This window comes from Rhodanobacter umsongensis (assembly GCF_042654965.1).
In the GTDB taxonomy this organism is placed as follows: Bacteria; Pseudomonadota; Gammaproteobacteria; order Xanthomonadales; family Rhodanobacteraceae; genus Rhodanobacter; species Rhodanobacter umsongensis.
The window spans coordinates 41,244-59,397 of the sequence record NZ_JBHSMK010000004.1; the positions used below are offsets into that span (position 1 = coordinate 41,244).

18 protein-coding genes and 1 riboswitch are annotated in these 18,154 nt (G+C 67.3%); of the genes, 8 read left to right on the forward strand and 10 right to left on the reverse strand.

What is annotated here, in order from left to right; translation table 11 throughout:
* Positions 1 to 91: 91 nt before the first annotated feature.
* From ACFPME_RS07525 to pdsR, 3 genes are read right to left on the reverse strand one after another with little or no spacing between them, the layout of a single operon-like run.
* A complete protein-coding gene (locus ACFPME_RS07525; RefSeq protein WP_377303749.1) occupies positions 92 to 2,101 on the reverse strand; it encodes an ATP-binding protein in 2,010 nt (669 codons plus the stop codon).
* A 10-nt stretch (positions 2,102 to 2,111) separates the two neighbouring features.
* On the reverse strand, positions 2,112 to 2,693 hold the full coding sequence (locus ACFPME_RS07530) for a hypothetical protein (RefSeq protein WP_377303751.1): 582 nt from the start codon (positions 2,691 to 2,693) through the stop codon (positions 2,112 to 2,114).
* Complete coding sequence (gene pdsR / locus ACFPME_RS07535; RefSeq protein ID WP_377303753.1) at positions 2,690 to 3,379, reverse strand: proteobacterial dedicated sortase system response regulator; 690 nt, start codon at positions 3,377 to 3,379, stop codon at positions 2,690 to 2,692. Before pdsR ends, ACFPME_RS07530 begins: the two co-directional genes overlap by 4 nt.
* 332 nt (positions 3,380 to 3,711) lie before the next feature.
* Here pdsR and ACFPME_RS07540 point away from each other — a divergent pair, with 332 nt between their 5' ends.
* The 3 genes from ACFPME_RS07540 to ACFPME_RS07550 all read left to right on the forward strand — a co-directional run bounded on the left by ACFPME_RS07540 (position 3,712) and on the right by ACFPME_RS07550 (position 6,631).
* Positions 3,712 to 3,843, forward strand: a complete 132-nt coding sequence (locus tag ACFPME_RS07540; RefSeq protein ID WP_377303755.1) for a hypothetical protein — start codon at positions 3,712 to 3,714, stop codon at positions 3,841 to 3,843.
* Between the two features lie 215 nt (positions 3,844 to 4,058).
* Entirely contained in the window at positions 4,059 to 6,047 is a 1,989-nt protein-coding gene (locus tag ACFPME_RS07545) for a marine proteobacterial sortase target protein (protein WP_377303757.1), read from the forward strand.
* The gene (locus ACFPME_RS07550; RefSeq protein ID WP_377303760.1) at positions 6,044 to 6,631 is read left to right on the forward strand and encodes a class GN sortase; all 588 of its coding nucleotides are present in this window, start codon (positions 6,044 to 6,046) and stop codon (positions 6,629 to 6,631) included. Before ACFPME_RS07545 ends, ACFPME_RS07550 begins: the two co-directional genes overlap by 4 nt.
* 261 nt (positions 6,632 to 6,892) lie before the next feature.
* Here the strand turns inward: ACFPME_RS07550 and rpe are convergent, their stop codons facing one another.
* The 3 genes from rpe to ACFPME_RS07565 all read right to left on the reverse strand — a co-directional run bounded on the left by rpe (position 6,893) and on the right by ACFPME_RS07565 (position 8,859).
* The gene (gene rpe / locus ACFPME_RS07555; RefSeq protein ID WP_377303763.1) at positions 6,893 to 7,561 is read right to left on the reverse strand and encodes a ribulose-phosphate 3-epimerase; all 669 of its coding nucleotides are present in this window, start codon (positions 7,559 to 7,561) and stop codon (positions 6,893 to 6,895) included.
* A gap of 171 nt (positions 7,562 to 7,732) precedes the next feature.
* Positions 7,733 to 8,542, reverse strand: a complete 810-nt coding sequence (gene djlA / locus ACFPME_RS07560) for a co-chaperone DjlA (protein WP_377303766.1) — start codon at positions 8,540 to 8,542, stop codon at positions 7,733 to 7,735.
* Positions 8,539 to 8,859: a c-type cytochrome gene (locus ACFPME_RS07565; protein WP_377303768.1), complete on the reverse strand. Its 321-nt coding sequence runs from the start codon at positions 8,857 to 8,859 to the stop codon at positions 8,539 to 8,541. Before ACFPME_RS07565 ends, djlA begins: the two co-directional genes overlap by 4 nt.
* Before the next feature lie 112 nt (positions 8,860 to 8,971).
* On the opposite strand from ACFPME_RS07565, the gene ACFPME_RS07570 reads away from it, so the two are divergent.
* From ACFPME_RS07570 to ACFPME_RS07580, 3 genes are read left to right on the forward strand one after another with little or no spacing between them, the layout of a single operon-like run.
* Complete coding sequence (locus ACFPME_RS07570; RefSeq protein WP_377303771.1) at positions 8,972 to 9,868, forward strand: phosphoribosylaminoimidazolesuccinocarboxamide synthase; 897 nt, start codon at positions 8,972 to 8,974, stop codon at positions 9,866 to 9,868.
* Between the two features lie 21 nt (positions 9,869 to 9,889).
* Entirely contained in the window at positions 9,890 to 10,360 is a 471-nt protein-coding gene (locus tag ACFPME_RS07575; RefSeq protein ID WP_377303773.1) for an Mpo1 family 2-hydroxy fatty acid dioxygenase, read from the forward strand.
* Positions 10,357 to 10,764, forward strand: coding sequence for a hypothetical protein (locus ACFPME_RS07580; protein WP_377303775.1), 408 nt, complete (start codon positions 10,357 to 10,359; stop codon positions 10,762 to 10,764). Before ACFPME_RS07575 ends, ACFPME_RS07580 begins: the two co-directional genes overlap by 4 nt.
* A gap of 76 nt (positions 10,765 to 10,840) precedes the next feature.
* Here the strand turns inward: ACFPME_RS07580 and ACFPME_RS07585 are convergent, their stop codons facing one another.
* Both ACFPME_RS07585 and ACFPME_RS07590 read right to left on the reverse strand, forming a co-directional pair.
* Complete coding sequence (locus ACFPME_RS07585) at positions 10,841 to 11,272, reverse strand: hypothetical protein (protein ID WP_377303777.1); 432 nt, start codon at positions 11,270 to 11,272, stop codon at positions 10,841 to 10,843.
* Positions 11,273 to 11,500: 228 nt separating this feature from the next.
* Positions 11,501 to 12,490: a LysR family transcriptional regulator gene (locus ACFPME_RS07590; protein ID WP_377303779.1), complete on the reverse strand. Its 990-nt coding sequence runs from the start codon at positions 12,488 to 12,490 to the stop codon at positions 11,501 to 11,503.
* 16 nt (positions 12,491 to 12,506) lie between these two features.
* On the opposite strand from ACFPME_RS07590, the gene ACFPME_RS07595 reads away from it, so the two are divergent.
* Complete coding sequence (locus tag ACFPME_RS07595; protein WP_377303781.1) at positions 12,507 to 13,241, forward strand: hypothetical protein; 735 nt, start codon at positions 12,507 to 12,509, stop codon at positions 13,239 to 13,241.
* Here the strand turns inward: ACFPME_RS07595 and ACFPME_RS07600 are convergent.
* Both ACFPME_RS07600 and ACFPME_RS07605 read right to left on the reverse strand, forming a co-directional pair.
* The gene (locus ACFPME_RS07600) at positions 13,229 to 15,373 is read right to left on the reverse strand and encodes a beta-agarase (RefSeq protein ID WP_377303783.1); all 2,145 of its coding nucleotides are present in this window, start codon (positions 15,371 to 15,373) and stop codon (positions 13,229 to 13,231) included. The two genes, ACFPME_RS07595 and ACFPME_RS07600, sit on opposite strands and share 13 nt — an antisense overlap.
* Before the next feature lie 254 nt (positions 15,374 to 15,627).
* Positions 15,628 to 16,956, reverse strand: coding sequence for an APC family permease (locus tag ACFPME_RS07605; protein WP_377303785.1), 1,329 nt, complete (start codon positions 16,954 to 16,956; stop codon positions 15,628 to 15,630).
* 184 nt (positions 16,957 to 17,140) lie between these two features.
* A riboswitch (S-adenosyl-L-homocysteine riboswitch) is annotated at positions 17,141 to 17,216 on the forward strand.
* A gap of 17 nt (positions 17,217 to 17,233) precedes the next feature.
* Between ACFPME_RS07605 and ACFPME_RS07610 the strand changes: the two genes are divergently transcribed.
* On the forward strand, positions 17,234 to 18,154 hold the full coding sequence (locus tag ACFPME_RS07610) for an ATP-grasp domain-containing protein (protein WP_377303789.1): 921 nt from the start codon (positions 17,234 to 17,236) through the stop codon (positions 18,152 to 18,154).

The following is an 18,154-nucleotide window of genomic DNA, read 5'->3' on the forward strand; positions in this document are numbered from 1 at the left end:
ATAGCAGGCTGAGGTGGTACGAGTCTGGACATCCAGGGCAAGAACATATCCTCGCCCAGCCCTGTGCCCGCCGCGCCAAGATGAGGGTGAATCAGAGTCGCTGCCGCGGCATGCCGTGCAGGCGCAGCGAGAACGCCACACCCGTGCCGTCGTCGAGGTTGCGCGCGCTGGCGACGCCGCCGTGGCGTTCGGCGACCAGTCGCACCACGTACAGGCCCAGGCCCAGGTGCGGCGCGTCGCCGGGGGTGGCCTTGTCGCGCAGGCTGACCAGCGAATCGAACAGCCGGCCCTGCATCGCCTCCGGCAACAGCGGGCCCTGGTTGGCCAGCTCGATGTCGACGCCGCCCGTCGCGGCGCTCAGGCTCAGGCGCAGCCAGCCATGCTCGGGCGTGAACGACAGCGCGTTGTCGAGCAGTTTGTCCAGCGCCTGTGCGATCAGCTCGGGCGCGCAATGCAGGCGCAATGGCGCTTCGGGCAGCACGCAATCGAGCCGGCGCGTGCCGATCAGGGCACGGTAGGCGTCGGCGCAGCCGCGCACCACGTCGCGCAGGTCGACGTCCTCGGGTTCCGCGGCGGTGATCGAGCGCTCCATCCGGCTCGACTCGCTCATCGCGCGCACCAGCGCGCCGAGTCGTGCCACGCCGTCGCGGGCGCGCGCCAGGTAGGGCTGCGCCTCAACCGGCAATGCTGCGTGTTCGAGGTTGTCCAGCGAGGACTTCACGATCGCCAGCGGCGTGTTGAGTTCGTGCGAGAGTTTCGAGGCGAGCGTGCGCAGGTAGTCGGTGTAGCCACCGACCACCACGAACAATCGCTCGAAGCTGCGCGCAAGGTCGCCGATCTCGTCCGGCGCACCGGTCATCGGGAAGCGGCCTTGCTCGAACAGGCCGTCCAGACGTCCATCGTTGAGTTGCGCGCGTTCGGCGGCGTTGCGCAGGCGCGCGAGCCGCAGGCTGAGACGGGTGGCGAATGCCAGCAGGATGGCGCCAGCCACCAGCAGCACGCCGAAGCTGGTCAGCAGCAGGGCGAACAGCGCGCGGTTGGCGAGCAGCGGCACGGCCCGGCTGGCCTGCTCCAGCAACAGTACGCCGTCGACCTGGCCCGCGCGTTCGATCGGCACGGCGGCAGCCAGCACCACGCTGCCGCGTTCCTCCCCACTGCGCCATACGGCCACCGGTTTGCCGGCGCCTGCCTGGCCGACCTCCGGGGTCTCCAGCCGCGGCACATCCTGCGACCAGGGGTTGGCATCTTCCAGACGGGTCGCCAGCAACGAGCGATAGACCAGCGAGGCGAACCAGCCTGGCTGGCTGTCGGCATCCGGCGCACTGTCGAGACGGCCGGTGCGCCCCAGCAACCAGCCTTGTGGCGCCAGCACGCGCGCCTGCACGCGGTCGGGCACGAGCTGCGCCAGCTCGCGAGAAAGCTCGTCGGAATAGCTCAGCAGGGTCCGCGTATCGGAAGCCATCCGGTCGCCGCCGGCTGCTGCGTCGTATACGCCGACACCGAGTACGTTCAAGTGCAACGTCGTCGGCAGCCGCAGCTCGACCTGATAGCCGCTGCCATCCTCCTGCCATTGCGCAGCGAGCAGGTCAGGCAAGCCGTCGACCGCCGGGTCGAGCGGTTGTGCAGTGAACGACCCGGGAGCCGCGCTGGTCAGCAGGTAGCGGCGCTGGCCGGCCGCCGTGCCCAGGGTCAGGATCACGTGATCGGCGGCCAGCGCGTTGGCATCGCCGGCATCCGCGCGAGTGCGGCGGATGTTGCGCACGTTCGCGTACAGGTAGAGCCCGCCGTCATCGGCGGCCAGCAGCAGCCGGCCATGCTGGCCCAGCGGCTGGGCCCATGGCGTCAACGGCGCCCAGTCATCACCGTAACCATCCACGGTAATTGGCCCGGGGGGAGCCTGCACGTACCAGCTCCGCCGGGGTTCCGGCTGCACGGCGCCGGTCACCACCAGGCTGCGCGCCACCGCATTCGCCGACGCCAGCAACGCCTGCGCCTGGCCATCGCGCAACAACGCCTCCATCTGCCGAACGTACGACCAGCCGGCGATCGGCAAGGCCAGCGTGCACAGCGCGACGAGCAGGAGTTTGCGGCGCAGGTTCATTCGGGATGGATCAGCCGCCGTGCGCGGGCAGCACGGCCGGGTCGGCCGACCAGCGGGTGGCTAACACGACCTGCATGAAGTCGGCGAGCAAGATCCGGCGCGACGGGTCGGCGTCGTCGAACGCCATCGACCAGCTCAGCCGCACGCCGCTGGCCGCGCCCGGATCGCAGAACACCAGCACGTCGTCGATATGGTCGCTGCCCTGGTAGACCGAGGCCTCGCACGGCATGGCCGGGTGCCGCACGGCGAAGCCGGAGACCTTGCCGGCCGGGTCGTGCTGCAGGTAGCGCTTGCGGTCGGCCTGCACCTCGTCGGCCAACGCGGGCAGCCGGCGCGGCCACACGTTGAGCACCATCACCCGCTGCGGCTTGCCGCTCCATTCGCCCTGGTACAGCACGGCGTTGACGCCGATCGCGCGCGCATAGGTGCAGCAGTCGCGCGTCCAGCCGGCCGGCGTGGCGACGCTGATCGCCCAGGCCGGTGCATTGCCGTCGCGGGCGCCGCGGGCCAGCACGCCGTCGTCCGTGCCGGCCGCCTGCGCCAGCGCCGCAAACGCACACAGCAGCAACGCCAGCCACGTGCGCCCGCTCACGGCTTCCACCGGTAGCCGACACCGTGCACAGTTTCGATCGCATCGAAATCCGGCGCCACCGCGATGAACTTCTTGCGGATGCGCTTGATGTGCGAGGTGATGGTGGCGTCGTCGACCACAAGTTCCGCCTCGCGCATCAGCTGGTCGCGATTCTTCACGTGGCCGGGGAAGCGGATCAGCGTGTGCACCATCCAGAATTCGGTGACGGTGAGCGGTACTTCCGCGCCGTTCCAGCTGATCCGCATGCGCTCGGATTCCATCTTCAGCGGGCCGTGCTCGATCACCGTCTCGCTGGAGGCCGGCGCTTTCAGCGATTCGATCCGGCGGAACAGCGCGGCGATGCGCGCGGCCAGCTGGTGCAGGCTGGTGTCCTTGCTGAGGTAGTCGTCGGCGCCCAGGCGCAGGCCGGAGATCACGTCGAAATCGGAATCGCGCGCGGTGAGGAAGATCAGCGGCAGAGTGGCGGATTTCGCGCGCAACTCGCGGCACAGATCGAAGCCGCCCTCCGGTTCATCGCCGAGCCCGATGTCGATGATGACCAGCTCCGGCAACCGCATCGCGAACGCAGTGGAGGCCTCCTGGCGCGAGCCGTAACCGCGCGCGTCATAGCCAAAGCGGTTCAGCGCCTCCACGTAGTTGGCACGGATCAATGGTTCGTCTTCGACGATGGCAATGCTGCGGCCCATGGCTCGCTCCCTGAAATGACGGACGCTGGAATAGTGGGCGCAGCGTGCTATGCGCTTCGCGCCGACGCAAGCCACTTCGCGCCATCTCGTGCGGGCGCCCGCGATTTGCCACAAGCCGGCGGCAAACCGGCCGCATTGCGCCGTCCGCCACGCCGCTGCCCAAGGTGTGATGTGGACCAGGCACCGTACGTGGAGATCACTCATGTCAAAAACCGAAATCACCGATCGCGACCCGAATGCCGAACTGCGCGGCTTCGAACCCTTGCGCATGACCCTGGCGCTCGGCGCGTTGCTGCTCGGCCTGCTGCTGGGCATCCACTGAGGAGAACGTCATGCCGAAGCTTTCTTTCCATTCGCCCCGCTTCGACCCGTTTGCCGTGGAAGGCACCCGCGCGCCCGGCCCGAAAGGCGTGGCAGCGGGCGCGGCCCGCGATGAAACCGACCCGGACTGGCAACCGATGTAACGCCTGCGCCGCCCCGCTGTTCCGTCCGACATGGTGGTTGTTCTCCCCTCGCTCGCGAGGGGTTTTTTTTGATCGCTCCCGGCGCACAACACATTCTCGGCAACAGGCGGTCAGCATTTCGCCCCGATGCCGCCGCACCCCGACACCTCCATGTCGGCGCTTCGGCCGCAACGCATGCCTCAATGCAGCCGTACCGCTCAATCCAGGGAAAGACCATGCGCACACCACCACGATTCCTGCCCGCGCTGCACCGACTGCTCGCGCTCGGCTGTCTGCTGTTCAGCATCGCCACGCACGCCAGCGCGCCGGACAGCGGCGAGCTGCGCCTGCACGACCAGGCCGGTCGCATGCAGAGCCTGGCCAGCCTGGACACCGACGTGGAGTACCACGTCAGCGGGCTGGTCGCCGAGGTGCAGGTCCGGCAGCAGTTCCGCAACACCGGCAAGCACTGGCTGGAAGGCGATTACCTGCTGCCGCTACCCGCCGGGGCCGCGGTGCATTCGATGGCGCTGGACATCGGCGAGCGCCGCATCGTCGCCGACATCAAGGCCAGGGACGCGGCCCGCAAGGTGTTCGAACAAGCCCGGGCCGGAGGCCGCAAGGCCGCGCTGATCGAAGCCGACAGCGGCAATCTGTTCCGCACCGCGGTGACCAACGTGGCACCGGGCGAAGCGGTGACGATCGTGCTGCATTACTGGCAGCGCGTGGATTACCGGTCCGGCGAGTTCTCGCTGCGCTTTCCGCTCACTTTCACTCCGCGCTACCACATGCAAACCGGGGCGCGGCCGGACGACACGGGTATCGCCACGCCGCGGTTGTTTGCCGACGATGGTGCTGCCGCACCGCTGCGCACGCATATCGCGGTATGGCTGGATGCCGGCGTGCCGCTGGCCGACGTGGGCAGCCCCAGCCATGCGATCGTCAGCGAGCGGCAGGGCGATTCGTGGAGTATCCACCTGCGCGACGACAGCGTGCTGCCCGATCGCGACTTCGTGCTGCGCTGGTCGCCGCAGCCGCAAACCCAGCCGAACGTGGCCAGTTTCAGCCAGGACATCGACGGCGCGCACTACGCGATGCTGATGTTGCTGCCGCCGCAGCAGCAGACGCAGCGTTTGCCGCGCGAGCTGATCCTGGTCATCGACACTTCCGGTTCGATGGGCGGCGAATCGATCCGCCAGGCGCGCGCCGCGCTGGACCTGGCACTGAGCCGGCTGCAACCGGGCGATCGTTTCAACGTGGTCGAGTTCAACTCGATCCTCGACCCGTGGCGCGCACAGGCCGTCGCCGCTACGCCCGAAGCCGTGCAGCAGGCGCGCGCGTGGGTGAGCCAGTTGCAGGCGGAAGGCGGCACCGAGATGGAGCCAGCCTTGCGTTTTGCGCTCAGCGGCCATGCGCCGTCCGGCTATGTTCGCCAGGTGCTGTTTGCCACCGATGGCGCGGTCGACAATCCGAACGGGCTGATGCAGTTGATCGACCAGCGGCTGGGTGATTCGCGACTGTTTCCGGTAGGCATCGGCAGCGCGCCGAACGCGCAGTTCCTGCAGGCGGCGGCGCGCCACGGCCGCGGCAGCGAAACCCTGATCACCGACACCGGCACGCTCACGGCGTCGATGCTGCAATTGCTGGCGAAGCTCGACCATCCGGCACTGCACGATCTGCACGTGGACTGGCCGGCGGGCAGCGAAGCCTACCCGCGCGAACTGCCTGACCTGTACCTGGGCGAGCCCTTGCTGGTCACCGCGAAACTGCCGCAGCGAGTCGCGAAGGTGCAGGTGCACGGCAAGCTGACCGATCGGGAATGGACGGCACCGATGGACCTGTCCACGCCGGCCGCGGCCGCGGGCCTGGATCGGCTGTGGGCGCAATCGCGCATCGCCGATCTGGAGGATCAGCTCGCCCGCGGCGGCGACGCGAAGGAACTCGCCGCGGAAATCACCCGCACCGCACTCGCCGCGCACCTGGTCAGCCGCTATACCAGCCTGGTCGCGGCGGACACGACGCCTGCACGCAGCGCCGCGGCCGCACTCAAACACGCGCAGGTGCCCAACGTGATGCCGTCCGGCACCCACTTCGCGGGCATCCTCGCCGCCGGCGACGCGCGCTTCGCGCAAACCGCCACGCCGGCCGAACTGGAACTCTGGCTGGCCCTGCTCGCCCTGCTGCTGGCGGCGCTGGCCTGGCGGATGCAACGGGCGGCGCGATGAACCGGCGGCGCGCCTGGCGGCACCTGATGGTCGCCGCATTGGCGCTGGCGGCCGGGCTTGGCCTCAGCGCCGGCTGGATCCATGCCAAGGCGGCGCTGGCGCAGGTACTGCTGGAGCGGGCCTGGGCACACTCCGATCACGGCCGGCGCATGCAACGGCCGTGGCCATGGGCCGATATCGCACCGTTGGCCAGGCTCAGCGTGCCGCGGTTGCAGCGGAACCTGATTGTGCTTGACGGCGACAGCGGCCAGGCGCTGGCGTTCGGCCCCGGCTGGACACCCGGCAGCGCGCGCCCGGGTGCGGCATCCGGGCTGACCGTCATCAGCGCCCATCGTGACACCCAGTTCGGCTTTCTGAAGGCTTTGCGCGCAGGCGACCGCCTGCGCCTGGATGGCCCTGCCGGCGCAAGCGAGTACCAGGTGGAAAGCAGCCGCGTGATCGACAGCCGTCAGCATGGCCTGCCTCCCGCCGACAGCGAGGATGGCTTGTGGCTCGTCACTTGTTATCCGTTCGACGCGACCGTGCCGGGCGGGCCGCTGCGCTACGTCGTCAAGGCGCGCCGGGCGGACGGCGCTGCCAGTTGATCAAAATGGAGGGGAACCAACGTCGATCGGCCCGGTCAGAACTTTTGATTGGTACCCTTCCATTGCCGTGGAACGTGCCGATGCGGCCGTTGACCCCTCCCTGGCGGCGGCCGTGTCGGCACACCAATCAGTGGTGTTCCCTCTCACGTCTTGACGACGTTTTATCCCGGCGCAGCCGTTCATTGCGCCGGGATTTTTATGCGTGGATGGTTTTGCGGGGCGGCTCCCGGCCGATGGCCATGCGCAAGGCGAGCGGTACGCCTAGCCGATCGCCTTGCGCATGGCGGCGATCTCGGCGCGGTAATCCTTCGCGTGGAAGATCGCCGAACCCGCCACGAAGGTGTCGGCACCGGCCGCGGCAATCGCGCCGATGTTTTCCGCGGTGACGCCGCCATCGACTTCGAGGCGGATCGCGCGGCCGCTGGCGTCGATGCGCGCGCGTGCCTGGCGCAGTTTCTCCAGCGCACCGGGGGTGAACTTCTGTCCGCCGAAGCCCGGGTTGACCGACATGATCAGGATCAGGTCGAGCTTGTCCATCACGTAGTCGAGATAGTCCAGCGGCGTGGCCGGGTTGAACACCAGCCCGGCCTGGCAGCCCGATTCCTTGATCAGGCCTAGCGTGCGGTCGATGTGCTCGCTCGCCTCCGGATGGAAGCTGATCAGGCTGGCGCCGGCCCTGGCGAAGTCCGGCACGATGCGGTCGACCGGCTTGACCATCAGGTGCACGTCGACCGGCGCGGTGACGCCGTACTTGCGCAGCGACTGCAGCACCATCGGCCCGATCGTGAGGTTCGGCACGTAATGGTTGTCCATCACGTCGAAGTGCACCCAGTCGGCACCGGCGGCCAGCGACGCGGCGGTGTCTTCGCCGAGCCGCGCGAAATCCGCGGCAAGGATGGATGGGGCAATGACAGGGGCTTGCTTGGGCATGGGAGTACCGGGAATCGAAAATCGGGGAACGGGGAACGGGGAACGGGGAACGGGGAACGGGGAACGGGGAACGGGGAAGCTTAAAGAGTCTTTTCCGCAGCTTTCAATCCGACTCGGAACACACGTTACAACAGCCTGCACGTTCCCTGTTCCCCGTTCCTTGTTCCCCGCTCATTTGAACCCGCGCATTTCCTTGATCCGGTCATACGCGGCATTGATCTCGCTGGCGCGCGACTCCGCACGCTTGCGCATGTCCTCGGGCAGGTCGCCGAGGCGGTCGGGGTGATGTTCGGAGATCAGCTTGCGGTAGGCGCGCTTGACCGCACGGTCGTCGGCGCTGCGATCGATGCCGAGCACGGCATACGGATCCGGCCCCTGCGGCGTGCGCTGCGGCGGCGCGTAGCCGCCGCCGGCCGGGCCGTGACCGTAACCGCGTTGACCGCCCGCGCCGGCGTTCCACGCGTAGCCCTTCATCGCCATCAGCGCCATCAGCTCCATCTCGCTGACCCGCAGCGCGAACGCGAGCTGGCGCAGGATCGACATCTTTTCAGGCGGCGGGTTGCCCTCGGCCAGCACGGTTTCGATCACCACGTCGAGCACCGGAAACGCATGGTCACGGCGCAGGCCGACCCAGTTGCGCAGCGCGGTGATGGTCTGGGTGACGTCGAACTCCGGCTGCTTGCCTGCGTTGAAACTGACCACCGCCTGCTTGCGCAGCTCGGCATCCAGTTTCATGCGGGTCATCAAGCGCTCGGCAATCGCGATCTCCTGCTCCGACACGCGGCCATCGGATTTCGCCACCGCGCCGAGCAGGGTGAACAGCGGGCCGACGAAGCCGCCGGCTTCCGGTATGGCGTTCTTGCGCTGGCTGTAGCGCATGTTGTCGAAGATGAAACCGATCACCGCGCCGGTGATGGCCCCGGGCAGGCGGCCGATGATCAATCCGAAGAATGCGAACCACAGCGTGTAGGTGAAGCTCATGGCTGGACCTGCGGTTGCGGTGGTTGCACGTTGTACCAGCGGGCCAGCGCATCGAGTTCGGCATCGCTGACCGGACCGATCGCGGCGCGCATCACCGGAATATTGCGGCGGCCGTCGCGGTACTGCCTCAACGCGTCGCGCAGGTAGTCCAGCTGCTGCCCGGCCAGGTTGGGTACGCCGGGCATGCTGGCGTGACCGTTTGCGCCGTGACAGGCCGCGCACAGGCCCAGCCGGCCGGGTCGCGCCGGGGCCGCGGTCTGGGCATGAGCTGGAATGGCGGCGGCCAGGCAAATGGCCGCGATCGGTAGGATACGCATCGGCAACAGATGGGGCTGAAGGTCGCCAATTCTAGCAGTGCCGCGGCGGTCGCCCGATTCCGGCCGGCCGCGCGGCTAGAATAGGCAGCTTTCCTGCCAGCGGACCTTCGTCGTGCCCACCACCCTGCTGCAATCGAACCTGCCCGGTCTGGAACTGGTCCACCGCGGCAAGGTGCGCGATGTCTACGCGCTGGATGACGACCGGCTGCTGATGGTGGCGACCGATCGGCTGTCGGCCTTCGACGTGGTGCTGCCGAACCCGATCCCGGGCAAGGGCGAGATGCTCACGCAGATCTCCAATTTCTGGTTCGGCAAGACCGCCCACCTGGTACCCAATCATCTGCTGGACGTGCCGCTGGCCGAGGTGTTGCCGCCCGGTACCGATCTGGCGCTGTACGAGAAGCGCACAGTGGTGGCGCGGCGGCTGAAGCCGGTGCCGGTGGAGGCAATCGCCCGCGGCTACCTCATTGGCTCGGGCTGGAAGGATTACCGCGCCACCGGCTCGCTGTGCGGCATCGCCCTGCCCGCCGGCCTGCAACAGGCGCAGGAGTTGCCGGAGCCCATCTTCACGCCGTCGACCAAGGCAGCCGTGGGCGACCACGACGAAAACGTCAGCTACGACGCGGTGGTCGCCGCGGTCGGCGCCACGCTGGCCGGCCAGGTGCGCGATGCCACGCTGGCGATCTATCGGTGGGCCGCCGCCTATGCGGCCGAACGCGGCATCATCATCGCCGATACCAAGTTCGAGTTCGGCACCGACGCCAACGGCACGCTGTACGTGATGGACGAGATGCTGACGCCCGATTCCTCGCGCTTCTGGCCCGCCGACGAATATCGCGTCGGCATCAGCCCGCCGAGCTACGACAAGCAGTTCGTGCGCGACTGGCTGGAAACGCAGGACTGGAACAAGACCGCGCCCGGCCCGGTGATTCCGGACGACGTGATCGCCCGCACTGCCGCCAAATATGCCGAAGCACTGCAACGGCTGGCCGGTATCCGGCTCAGCTGAAAATCCAACGGGGGAAAGCCCATGCGCACCATGCAGGACTGGCTCGACAGTTACAGCGGCGACCACCGCAACCCGACCAACCGCTTGTTCCACTGGTTCTGCGTGCCGCCGATCGTGTGGTCGGTGATCGCGCTGCTGTGGACGATCCCGGTGCCGGCCTCGCTGTTCCGCCCTGGCACAGTAGCCGTCGCGGTAATGGTGCTGGCGTTCTACTGGTACTGGAAACACTCGCACCGGTTGGCGATTGCGCTGCTGATCGCGTTCGCGCTGCTGGGCCTGCTCACCAATGTGTTGTACTACCGGCTCGGCGCTGTCTCGCTGTGCTGGCTGGCGATCGGTGTGTTCGTGGTGGCCTGGATCGGCCAGTTCATCGGGCACAAGTTCGAAGGGCGCAAACCCAGTTTCCTCACCGACCTGGCCTATCTGCTGATCGGCCCGGCGTGGCTGATGGCCAAGCTGCTGCGCGCGCTGGGGTTCAAGCAAGTCACATGACCACCTTGCTTACCCTGATCAGCAGCCTGCTCTGGTGGGTGCTGTACAGCAGCATGGCCGCCCTGGTGTTCGCCCTCATCGGCTGGTCGGTGCTGCGCTGGACCGAACGCTGCGCCGTGGTGTTCAACCGCATCTACTTCGCCTGCCTGCTGTGGACCCTGATCGGCATGCTGCTGATCGTCGGCGTGGCCGCCTACGAAGGCCACCTGCACCCGCCGTATGCGCCGTTGCTGGGTTCCGGCCTGCTGCGCTGCGTGCTGGTGCTGGACATGCTGATCGGCACCGTGCTGCTGTGGCGGCTGACCCCGCGCACCGACGCCCGCCGCATCCGACCCGGCAGCGCCTGCATGGCGGTGGCGGTGATCATGGCGATCGGCTTCGGGGTTGCCACCAGCCTGGCGTGACCTGACCGTGCCGCACACACAAGGAAGGGCGGAGTTTTTCCGCCCTTCCTTTCATCCGGAACAGACTGCAGGATGTTCAGTGCATGCCGAACATCGCCGCACCGAACACCATCGCCAGCAGCAGGCCGACGACCAGCGCCAGCACAAAGCCGATCACCATGTAGACCAGCTCCACCACGCAGGCCTTGCCGTAGCCGATCTGGCTGCCGTTCTGCGCCAGCAGCAGGTAGTTGATCACCGCGGCACCGACCAGGAACTGCACGACCGCCGACAGCAACCCGCTCGCGGCACCATGCAACACCATGCCCAGCACCACCGCCGCCACCACTGCGACAATCGCCGTCAGCACCACGGCGCCCAGCGAACGCAGGTAGGACGGCATGTAGCCGACCACCAGCCGGAACGCCACCGAAAGCACCAGCGCGGCAATCAAGATGCCGCCCACGAACATCACCAGCAGGGCAGCCATGCCCATGCCGGCCAACGCAGCAAACGAAGAAGTACCCATAAAACCCCCTTGAGTGGAAGAAACAACCGCGAGGTGGCATCCCCATGCCATCCTCTCCCCGGCGGTGGCGCAAGCCTAGCCGATTCCGTCGCGGCAGGCGCGCTGTCTCCCCACGCGAGATCGGCGCAAGCTACAACGCTTCGCTTGCTTGCGAGACAACCATGAGCCTGCGCCTGCAGGCATCGCCCGGCATTCGCATCCGCAACTCGTCCGTCGCAGACAGGCCAATCAATCGGCTGGCCACTCCTTCAATGTCGCCAGCGTGCGCATGATCGCGGGCCTTGTCCGGCTGTCCGCGCGCAGTACGGCATGGATGACATTGCTGCAGCGCGTTTCGGCGGAACGAATCACGCGGATCGCCTCGGGTCGCTCGTGAGCGGCCAGGCAGGGCAGCGGCACAATGGAAAGTCCGCGCCCACCGGCTACCCAATCCAGCACCTCCTCCAGCTCCTCGAAGTGCGCTGCCGTGCGAAGCACGGGCGGACTTGTCGAGAGTACATCGGCAAACCAGGTAGCGAACACATAGTCGCTTTCGTCATAGGTGATGAATATCTGCTCGCTGAGCGATGCTGCGTCCAGCGTGGGCACTGGCCACCGCGACGGCGCGATCAACACGATTTCCTCGCTGTCCACCGCCAGCGCGAGCAGCGATCCGGGTGCCGGCAAATGATGTACGAAGCCCAACTCGCATTCGCCGGCTTCCACGCTGCGCATAACATCCTTCGCGGTCGGGTATTGCATGTGTATCGCGACATCCGCCAATGGTCCTTCGCGAAACAGCGGCAGCAGCACGTAACGTCCGTAACCGCTCACGGCCGCGATACGCAGCGGCTCGTCAGACGCCATGCGTATCTCGTCATGCAGGCGCAACCAATCCTGCTGCATGTCGCGGCAAAAGGCCCATAGCCGCTGCCCGGCCGAATTCGGCTGCAGACGCCCCTCGCGACGTTCGAAAAGCGGCAGGCCGAGGCATTCTTCGAGCCGCCGCAACTGGTAACCCACCGCCTGTTCACTTCGATGCAGCCGAGCTGCCGCGGCACGTAGGCTGCCGGCATCGCAAACCGTATGAAAAGCATGCAGGTAACGTAGTTCAACGGTCATGCGTGGCTGTTCCGGCAGGAGTTCCAGGCAACCCAAAAATTCCTTGTGATTGTCGCAAAAAAGATTCGCATGGCACCGCGGAACCCGCCGGCGAACAATGGAGCCCCACTCTTCCATCGACAGGGAACATCGTATGAGCAGGTTCGCCCGTCTTCTTGTGTTGCCCCTTGCCCTATTGGCTGCGGCGGCTTCCCATGCAGCCACGCGGGAAGGAAGCGCTGCACACTTCTTCACCTATCGCCCCGCCTCCGATCAGCAGGCGAAATTCGAAAAAGGGTACCGCCAGCACCTGAACTGGCATCGTCGGCACCACGATCCGCTGGTCTGGTACGGCTGGACCATTCAGGATGGTCCGCGCCAAGGCATGTTTGTCGACGCCAGCGTCGGCGAACCATTTGCAGCATTCGATCGGCGCGTCGACCCCGGCGGCGACGGCGTCAATTTTCGCAAGACCGCCGCGCCCTACGCGACGGCGATTCAAAGCAGCAGCTATGTACTGTTGCGCGAATTGAGCAGCGGATTCCCACTGGAGCAAAGGCAGCCGAGCCGGGTCGTGCAGGTGGTCCATTACCGATTGCATCCGGGCGGTGCGGGACACTTCGAACGCGCTCTGCAAATCATGCGCAAGGTACTTTCCAGCACGCCGGATGCGCCGCCGCATACCTGGTACCGCCTGACAGTCGGTGGCGCGCCGGAGTACATGCTGATGATCGCCCGCGACAACTGGGCCAGCTACGATCATTTCAATCCCCGGGCAGCGGACCTTTTCGGCGGTAACGAAACAGCCCTGCGCGAGTTCGCCAAAGCGGTGAGCGAATCGGAAAGCGAGACCTGGCAGTATCATGCTGAGCTCAGTTATCTGCCGTGACCTGATGCCCGTGTTGCGCTCTGGTTCGCCCCACGCACCGCTTCGACAAACCCGCCAAACGGAATATCCGTGATCCCCACCAGCCCGATATGGCTGTTCTCGCCATCGAGCAGGCGGCCAGTCACCGGCTGATCGGTGTACTCGAACCAGTGCGCGCCGACGATGGCCGGGTCGCCCGCCGCGGCGGCGATGAAGCGCGCATACGCCTCGCCGCGTTGCTGCTCGTTCCACACCGACACCACGCCCTTGCCGAACGGGCCGCGGTCGTCGGAGCCGAAGTGGAATTCGCCGATCAGTACCGGCTTGTCCAGTTGATGTATCGCGGCGGCGTCGAAGCCGTGCTGCGGCAGGTCGGCGTAGACGTTGAAGCTGACCACACCGCAGTACTGCGCGCAGGCGGCGACGGCTTCGGGCGTGTTCACCGCGAAGCGGCCGCCGAGGAAAAGGTGGTGCGGGTCGTGGCGATGGATGGCTTCCGCCACGGTACGGAAATAGGTGTCGGCGTAATGTCGCAGCCACGCGCTGTAGTCGGCGGCGATTGCCGGATGCGCCTCGTTCGGCGCGGGCGCGGCGAAGCCGGTGACGTTCAGTGCATCCCATGAACCCAGCGCGATGCCCCACGCGGCGGACAGTGTTTCCGGCGCCACGTACTGCTTGCGCAGCATCGCGATGAAGGCCTGCTTGGCCGGGCTCCTGGCGTCGCCGGCCAGCGTGCCGAGCGTCAGGCCCCAGCGGCCTTGCGGGCCGGCGCCGGCCCAGGCCAGTTCGTTGTCGGCGAAGTAGCCGAGCAGCCAGGGATCGTCGCGCACGCCGGCGCTGGCCGTGGACACCGCCAAGTCGGTCGCCTGCACGAAGCGCGGATCGAACGGATCGGGCATGCGGCCCCAGTAGTCGTAGCCGCTGGAGACATTCGCGTAATTGCCGGCGATATTGATCGAGCGCGTGTAAGGCAGCCGGTGCGCGCGACCCAGCGCGTCGTCGCTCCAGTTGCCGATGGTGTTGAAGCCCCACGCCTGCAGGCGATCCAGCGTGCGCGTGCGCCACGCATCCAGCCAGTTCCTGCCGTCGAGGCGATACAGGTTCGCTGCGTAGAAATCGAACCAGCGGCCGTGGTTGTAGGCAATGCCCTGGCTGGCGCCCTGGTCCTTGTTGCGGTTGTCGCCGCTGCCGTAGAACGCGGCCCACTCGCCGCGATCCGGCGGCAGGTCGCGGAACATGAACTCGCGGCCCTCGACATAGCTGCGACCGCCATCGGCGATCACTGCGTTGACCCCGAGCGAGAAGAACGCGTGGCCGTCGGGCGTCACCAGTTGCCAGCGGCCGCCGGTTCTCTGCGCGTGGAACCAGCCGGTCTTGTTCAAGCCGTGGACGTCCAGACGTCCACCATAGGCATCCAGCCCGCTGGTCGACGGTCCGGTTACGGGCGCCTTCCCGGCCATGCGCAAGGCGGCATCGGAATCGATCCTCTCCGGCCACTGACCACGCGTGAACTGGCCGTAGCGGTCGACGATGCCGGCATACGCATCGTGCAGCGCGGCGTCGCCCGGCGCGGTGTCGACACGACCGAACAGCAGCGTCTGCGCGGCCTGCGGCGTGGGCACGCCGAGTCGGATCGCGCTGACCTTGCGCAGATCCAGCGCGCCCTGCACCGCGGTCGCCAGCAGGGTCGGCTGGCCGTGATCGTCGAACGGCATCGGCGGCCCCACCTGCATGCCCTCGCTGCGCGGCGACGTAGCGTGCAGCGGCATCACCAGCGTCTGCGCCGGCCCGGCCGGCACGCCCAGGGTCGCCTGCAGATGCTGGCCGGCGGCATCGTCGATATCGACGGTCAACGTCACCGCCCATGCCATCGCGTTCTGCACGCGCAGACGAAGTTCGCCTTGTTTCGACCAGTCCCACGCGCCATGGGCAGGAGTCAGCACGATTTGCGGATGCGCCGCGGGCCGGAAGGCGTAGCGTTGCTGCGCCACGCCGTCGGCGGCATGTTCGACGGCGCCCGTGCGCTGCACCTGGTCGAGCGCCACCTGCGCGATGGCATCGGGGCTGGCGAGATCCGCGACAGCGGGGAGGCTCGCCGCATGACAGGCGCTCAGGCTGCACAGGCACAACCAGATGGATACTCGACGATTCATGCGCAACAAGCCTCGCGATGAGATGCCCGGGCATTATGCGGCGGCGCCGATTTGACCGAAGGCGAAGCACACCAGCTTCGCTGTTGTGGAGCTGCTCCGGCCCGCGCGGGAGTGCCGGGATGGCACTGCAGAAGCGGCTTCAGCCGCGATGCCCTGACTCGATGGTGCAGCAAATGCGCCGCGGCTGAAGCCGCTCCCATGAAAGCGCGGCTGAAGCTGCTCCCATGAAAGAACGACGTCCCTTGGGAACAGAATCAGGGACGCCGGCGCGACCACCACCGCCAGCCGTAATACACCGGCACGCCCAGCGCGATGATCAGCAGGCTCATGCCCGCATCGCCCGGCGCATGGATCGCGCTGGCCACGATCACGCCGAACACGGTGATCACGAAGATCAGCGGCAGCAGCGGATAGAACGGCACCCGGTACGGCGCGGGCTCGTCGATGAAGTGCTTGCGGTACCAGAACAGCGTGCCGATGCCGAACACATGCCCCAGCCACTCGCCCACCGTGGTGTAGTTGAGCAGCTGGTTGAAGCTGCCGGACACAGTCAGCACGATCGCCCACAAGCCAAGTACCGCCAGCGCGATCTGCGGTGCGCGGGTGCGTGGATCGACGCGCCCGGTGGCGCGGAAGAACACGCCGTCCGCGCCCATCGTCTGCAGCACACGGGCGCCGCCGGCGATCGCGATGCTGCAGTAGCCGAACGTGGAACAGGCAATGCCGACCTCGATCACGGTGGCGCCGTGCGCGCCGAACAGCTTCTGCATCAGGTCCGCCGCCGGCGCAATGCTGGTCGCGAGCCCGGCATGGCCGAGCCCGGCCAGGTACGCGAAGTTGACCAGCACGTAGCAGACCACCACGCCGACCATGCCCATGCCCAGCGCGCGCGGCAGGGTGCGCTGCGGGTTGCGCACTTCGCCGGCCAGATCGTTGAGGTAGTGGAAACCGCCATACGCGAACAGCACCGGCAGCAAGGCGCCGGCAAAGGCCCACGAGGGCACCGGCCGCGTGGTGTCCACCGCCAGCGCCAGTCCCAGGTGGCCATGCGCCAGCATCATGCCGGCCACCACCAGCAGGGCGATCGCCATCACCTTCAGCACGGTGAAGATGTTCTGCATCCAGGCCCCGGCGCGGATGCCGAACAGGTTGATGCCGACGATGAACACGATCGCGCCGACCGCGACCGGCATTTCGTAGAGCCGGCTGACGCCCAGCGCCCGGCAGAAATAGACCGCGAATTTGGTCACCACCGCCGCCACGCTGCCGGGATAGTTGATCAGCGCCATGGTCCAGCCGAACAGGAACGCCGGCAGCAGCCCGAACGCCTCGCGCAGGTACACGTAGATGCCGCCCGCCTGCGGACGCCGTGCGCCCAGCTCCGCGTAACACAGCACGCCGGCCAGGGTCAGCAGGCCGCCGATCGCCCACAGGATGAGCACCTGCAGGCCAGATGATGTGTTCTGCGCCACCGTGGCCGGCGTGATGAAGATGCCCGCACCGATCACGCCGCCGATGACGATCATCGCGGCGTCCCAGGTGTTCAGGCGACGGGCATAGGCATTGGCGGGTTCGGTCAGCATGGCGGCTACCTTGCCATTGTCCGTACCGGTTCGACCAGTCCCGGCTGGCACGGCAGGTTGCGCTGCTTGGCATGTCCACCGCCATCGGACAAATTGACAAGCGCCAGCGGCCCCGGAACACTGTCGGCGGCATCGCGATGCGCGCTGCCGGTTCATGGCGCCGCGGAAACGCCGCGACGTCATCGCCACCGAGGGGTGCTGCAGCGGATCGATATCCGCCACGCTCGGCCGGCGAATCCGTTCAAGGGCGCCCTTTCCGGTTACTGGAGATGTCGCCATGTCGCTTCACACTGTCGCTCGTCGGCTTGCCTTTGCCACCTGCGCCGATCTTCCGTCGGTCCAGCCCGACGATGCGTATCTCGTCAGCTCGCTCGAACGGCTCGACATCCAGCCGGTCGTTTGCGTGTGGAACGACCCCGCGGTGGACTGGTCGGCGTTCGATGCGGTGCTGATCCGCACGATCTGGGATTACTTCAAGCACCACGCGGCCTTTCTCGACTGGCTGGACCGGCTCGATCGGCTCGGCGTGCCCACCATCAACGACAGCGCCCTGCTGCGCTGGAACAGCGACAAGCGCTACCTGCTCGAACTGGCCCGGCATGACGTCGCGATCATTCCGACGCGGCCGGCCCGCGCGGCCGAATTGCCCGACGTGCTGGCGACGATGCCGGGGCAGGAGGTGGTGATCAAGCCGACCATCAGCGGCGGCGCCTGGCATACGTTGCGCGGCAGTGCCGGTGACGCGACGTTTGCCCAGGCTGTGACGCAGCTGCCGCACGACCACGATTATCTGGTGCAGCCGTTCGTGCCGGAGATCGTCAGCGCCGGCGAATGGTCGCTGCTGTATTTCGCCGGCCAGTTCAGTCATGCCGTGATCAAGCGGCCGGCCGCCGGCGACTATCGCGTGCAGGGCGAGCATGGCGGCAGCGCCGAGCCGGCCCGGCCCGACGACGCGACCCTGGCCGCCGCCGAGCGCGCGCTGGCTGCCGTGGCCGCCATCGGCCATGGCGGCCACGCCTACGTGCGCGTCGACGGCGTGATCAGCCAGGGGCGTTTCCTCATCATGGAGCTGGAGCTGATCGAGCCGTTCCTGCATCTGGCGGCGCAACCGGCCGCGGCCGAGCGGCTGGCACGCGATGTGGCCGGGCGCCTCGCCGGCCATCGCGACGCGGCGAAAATCCTCGCAAGCGCGCCCTGA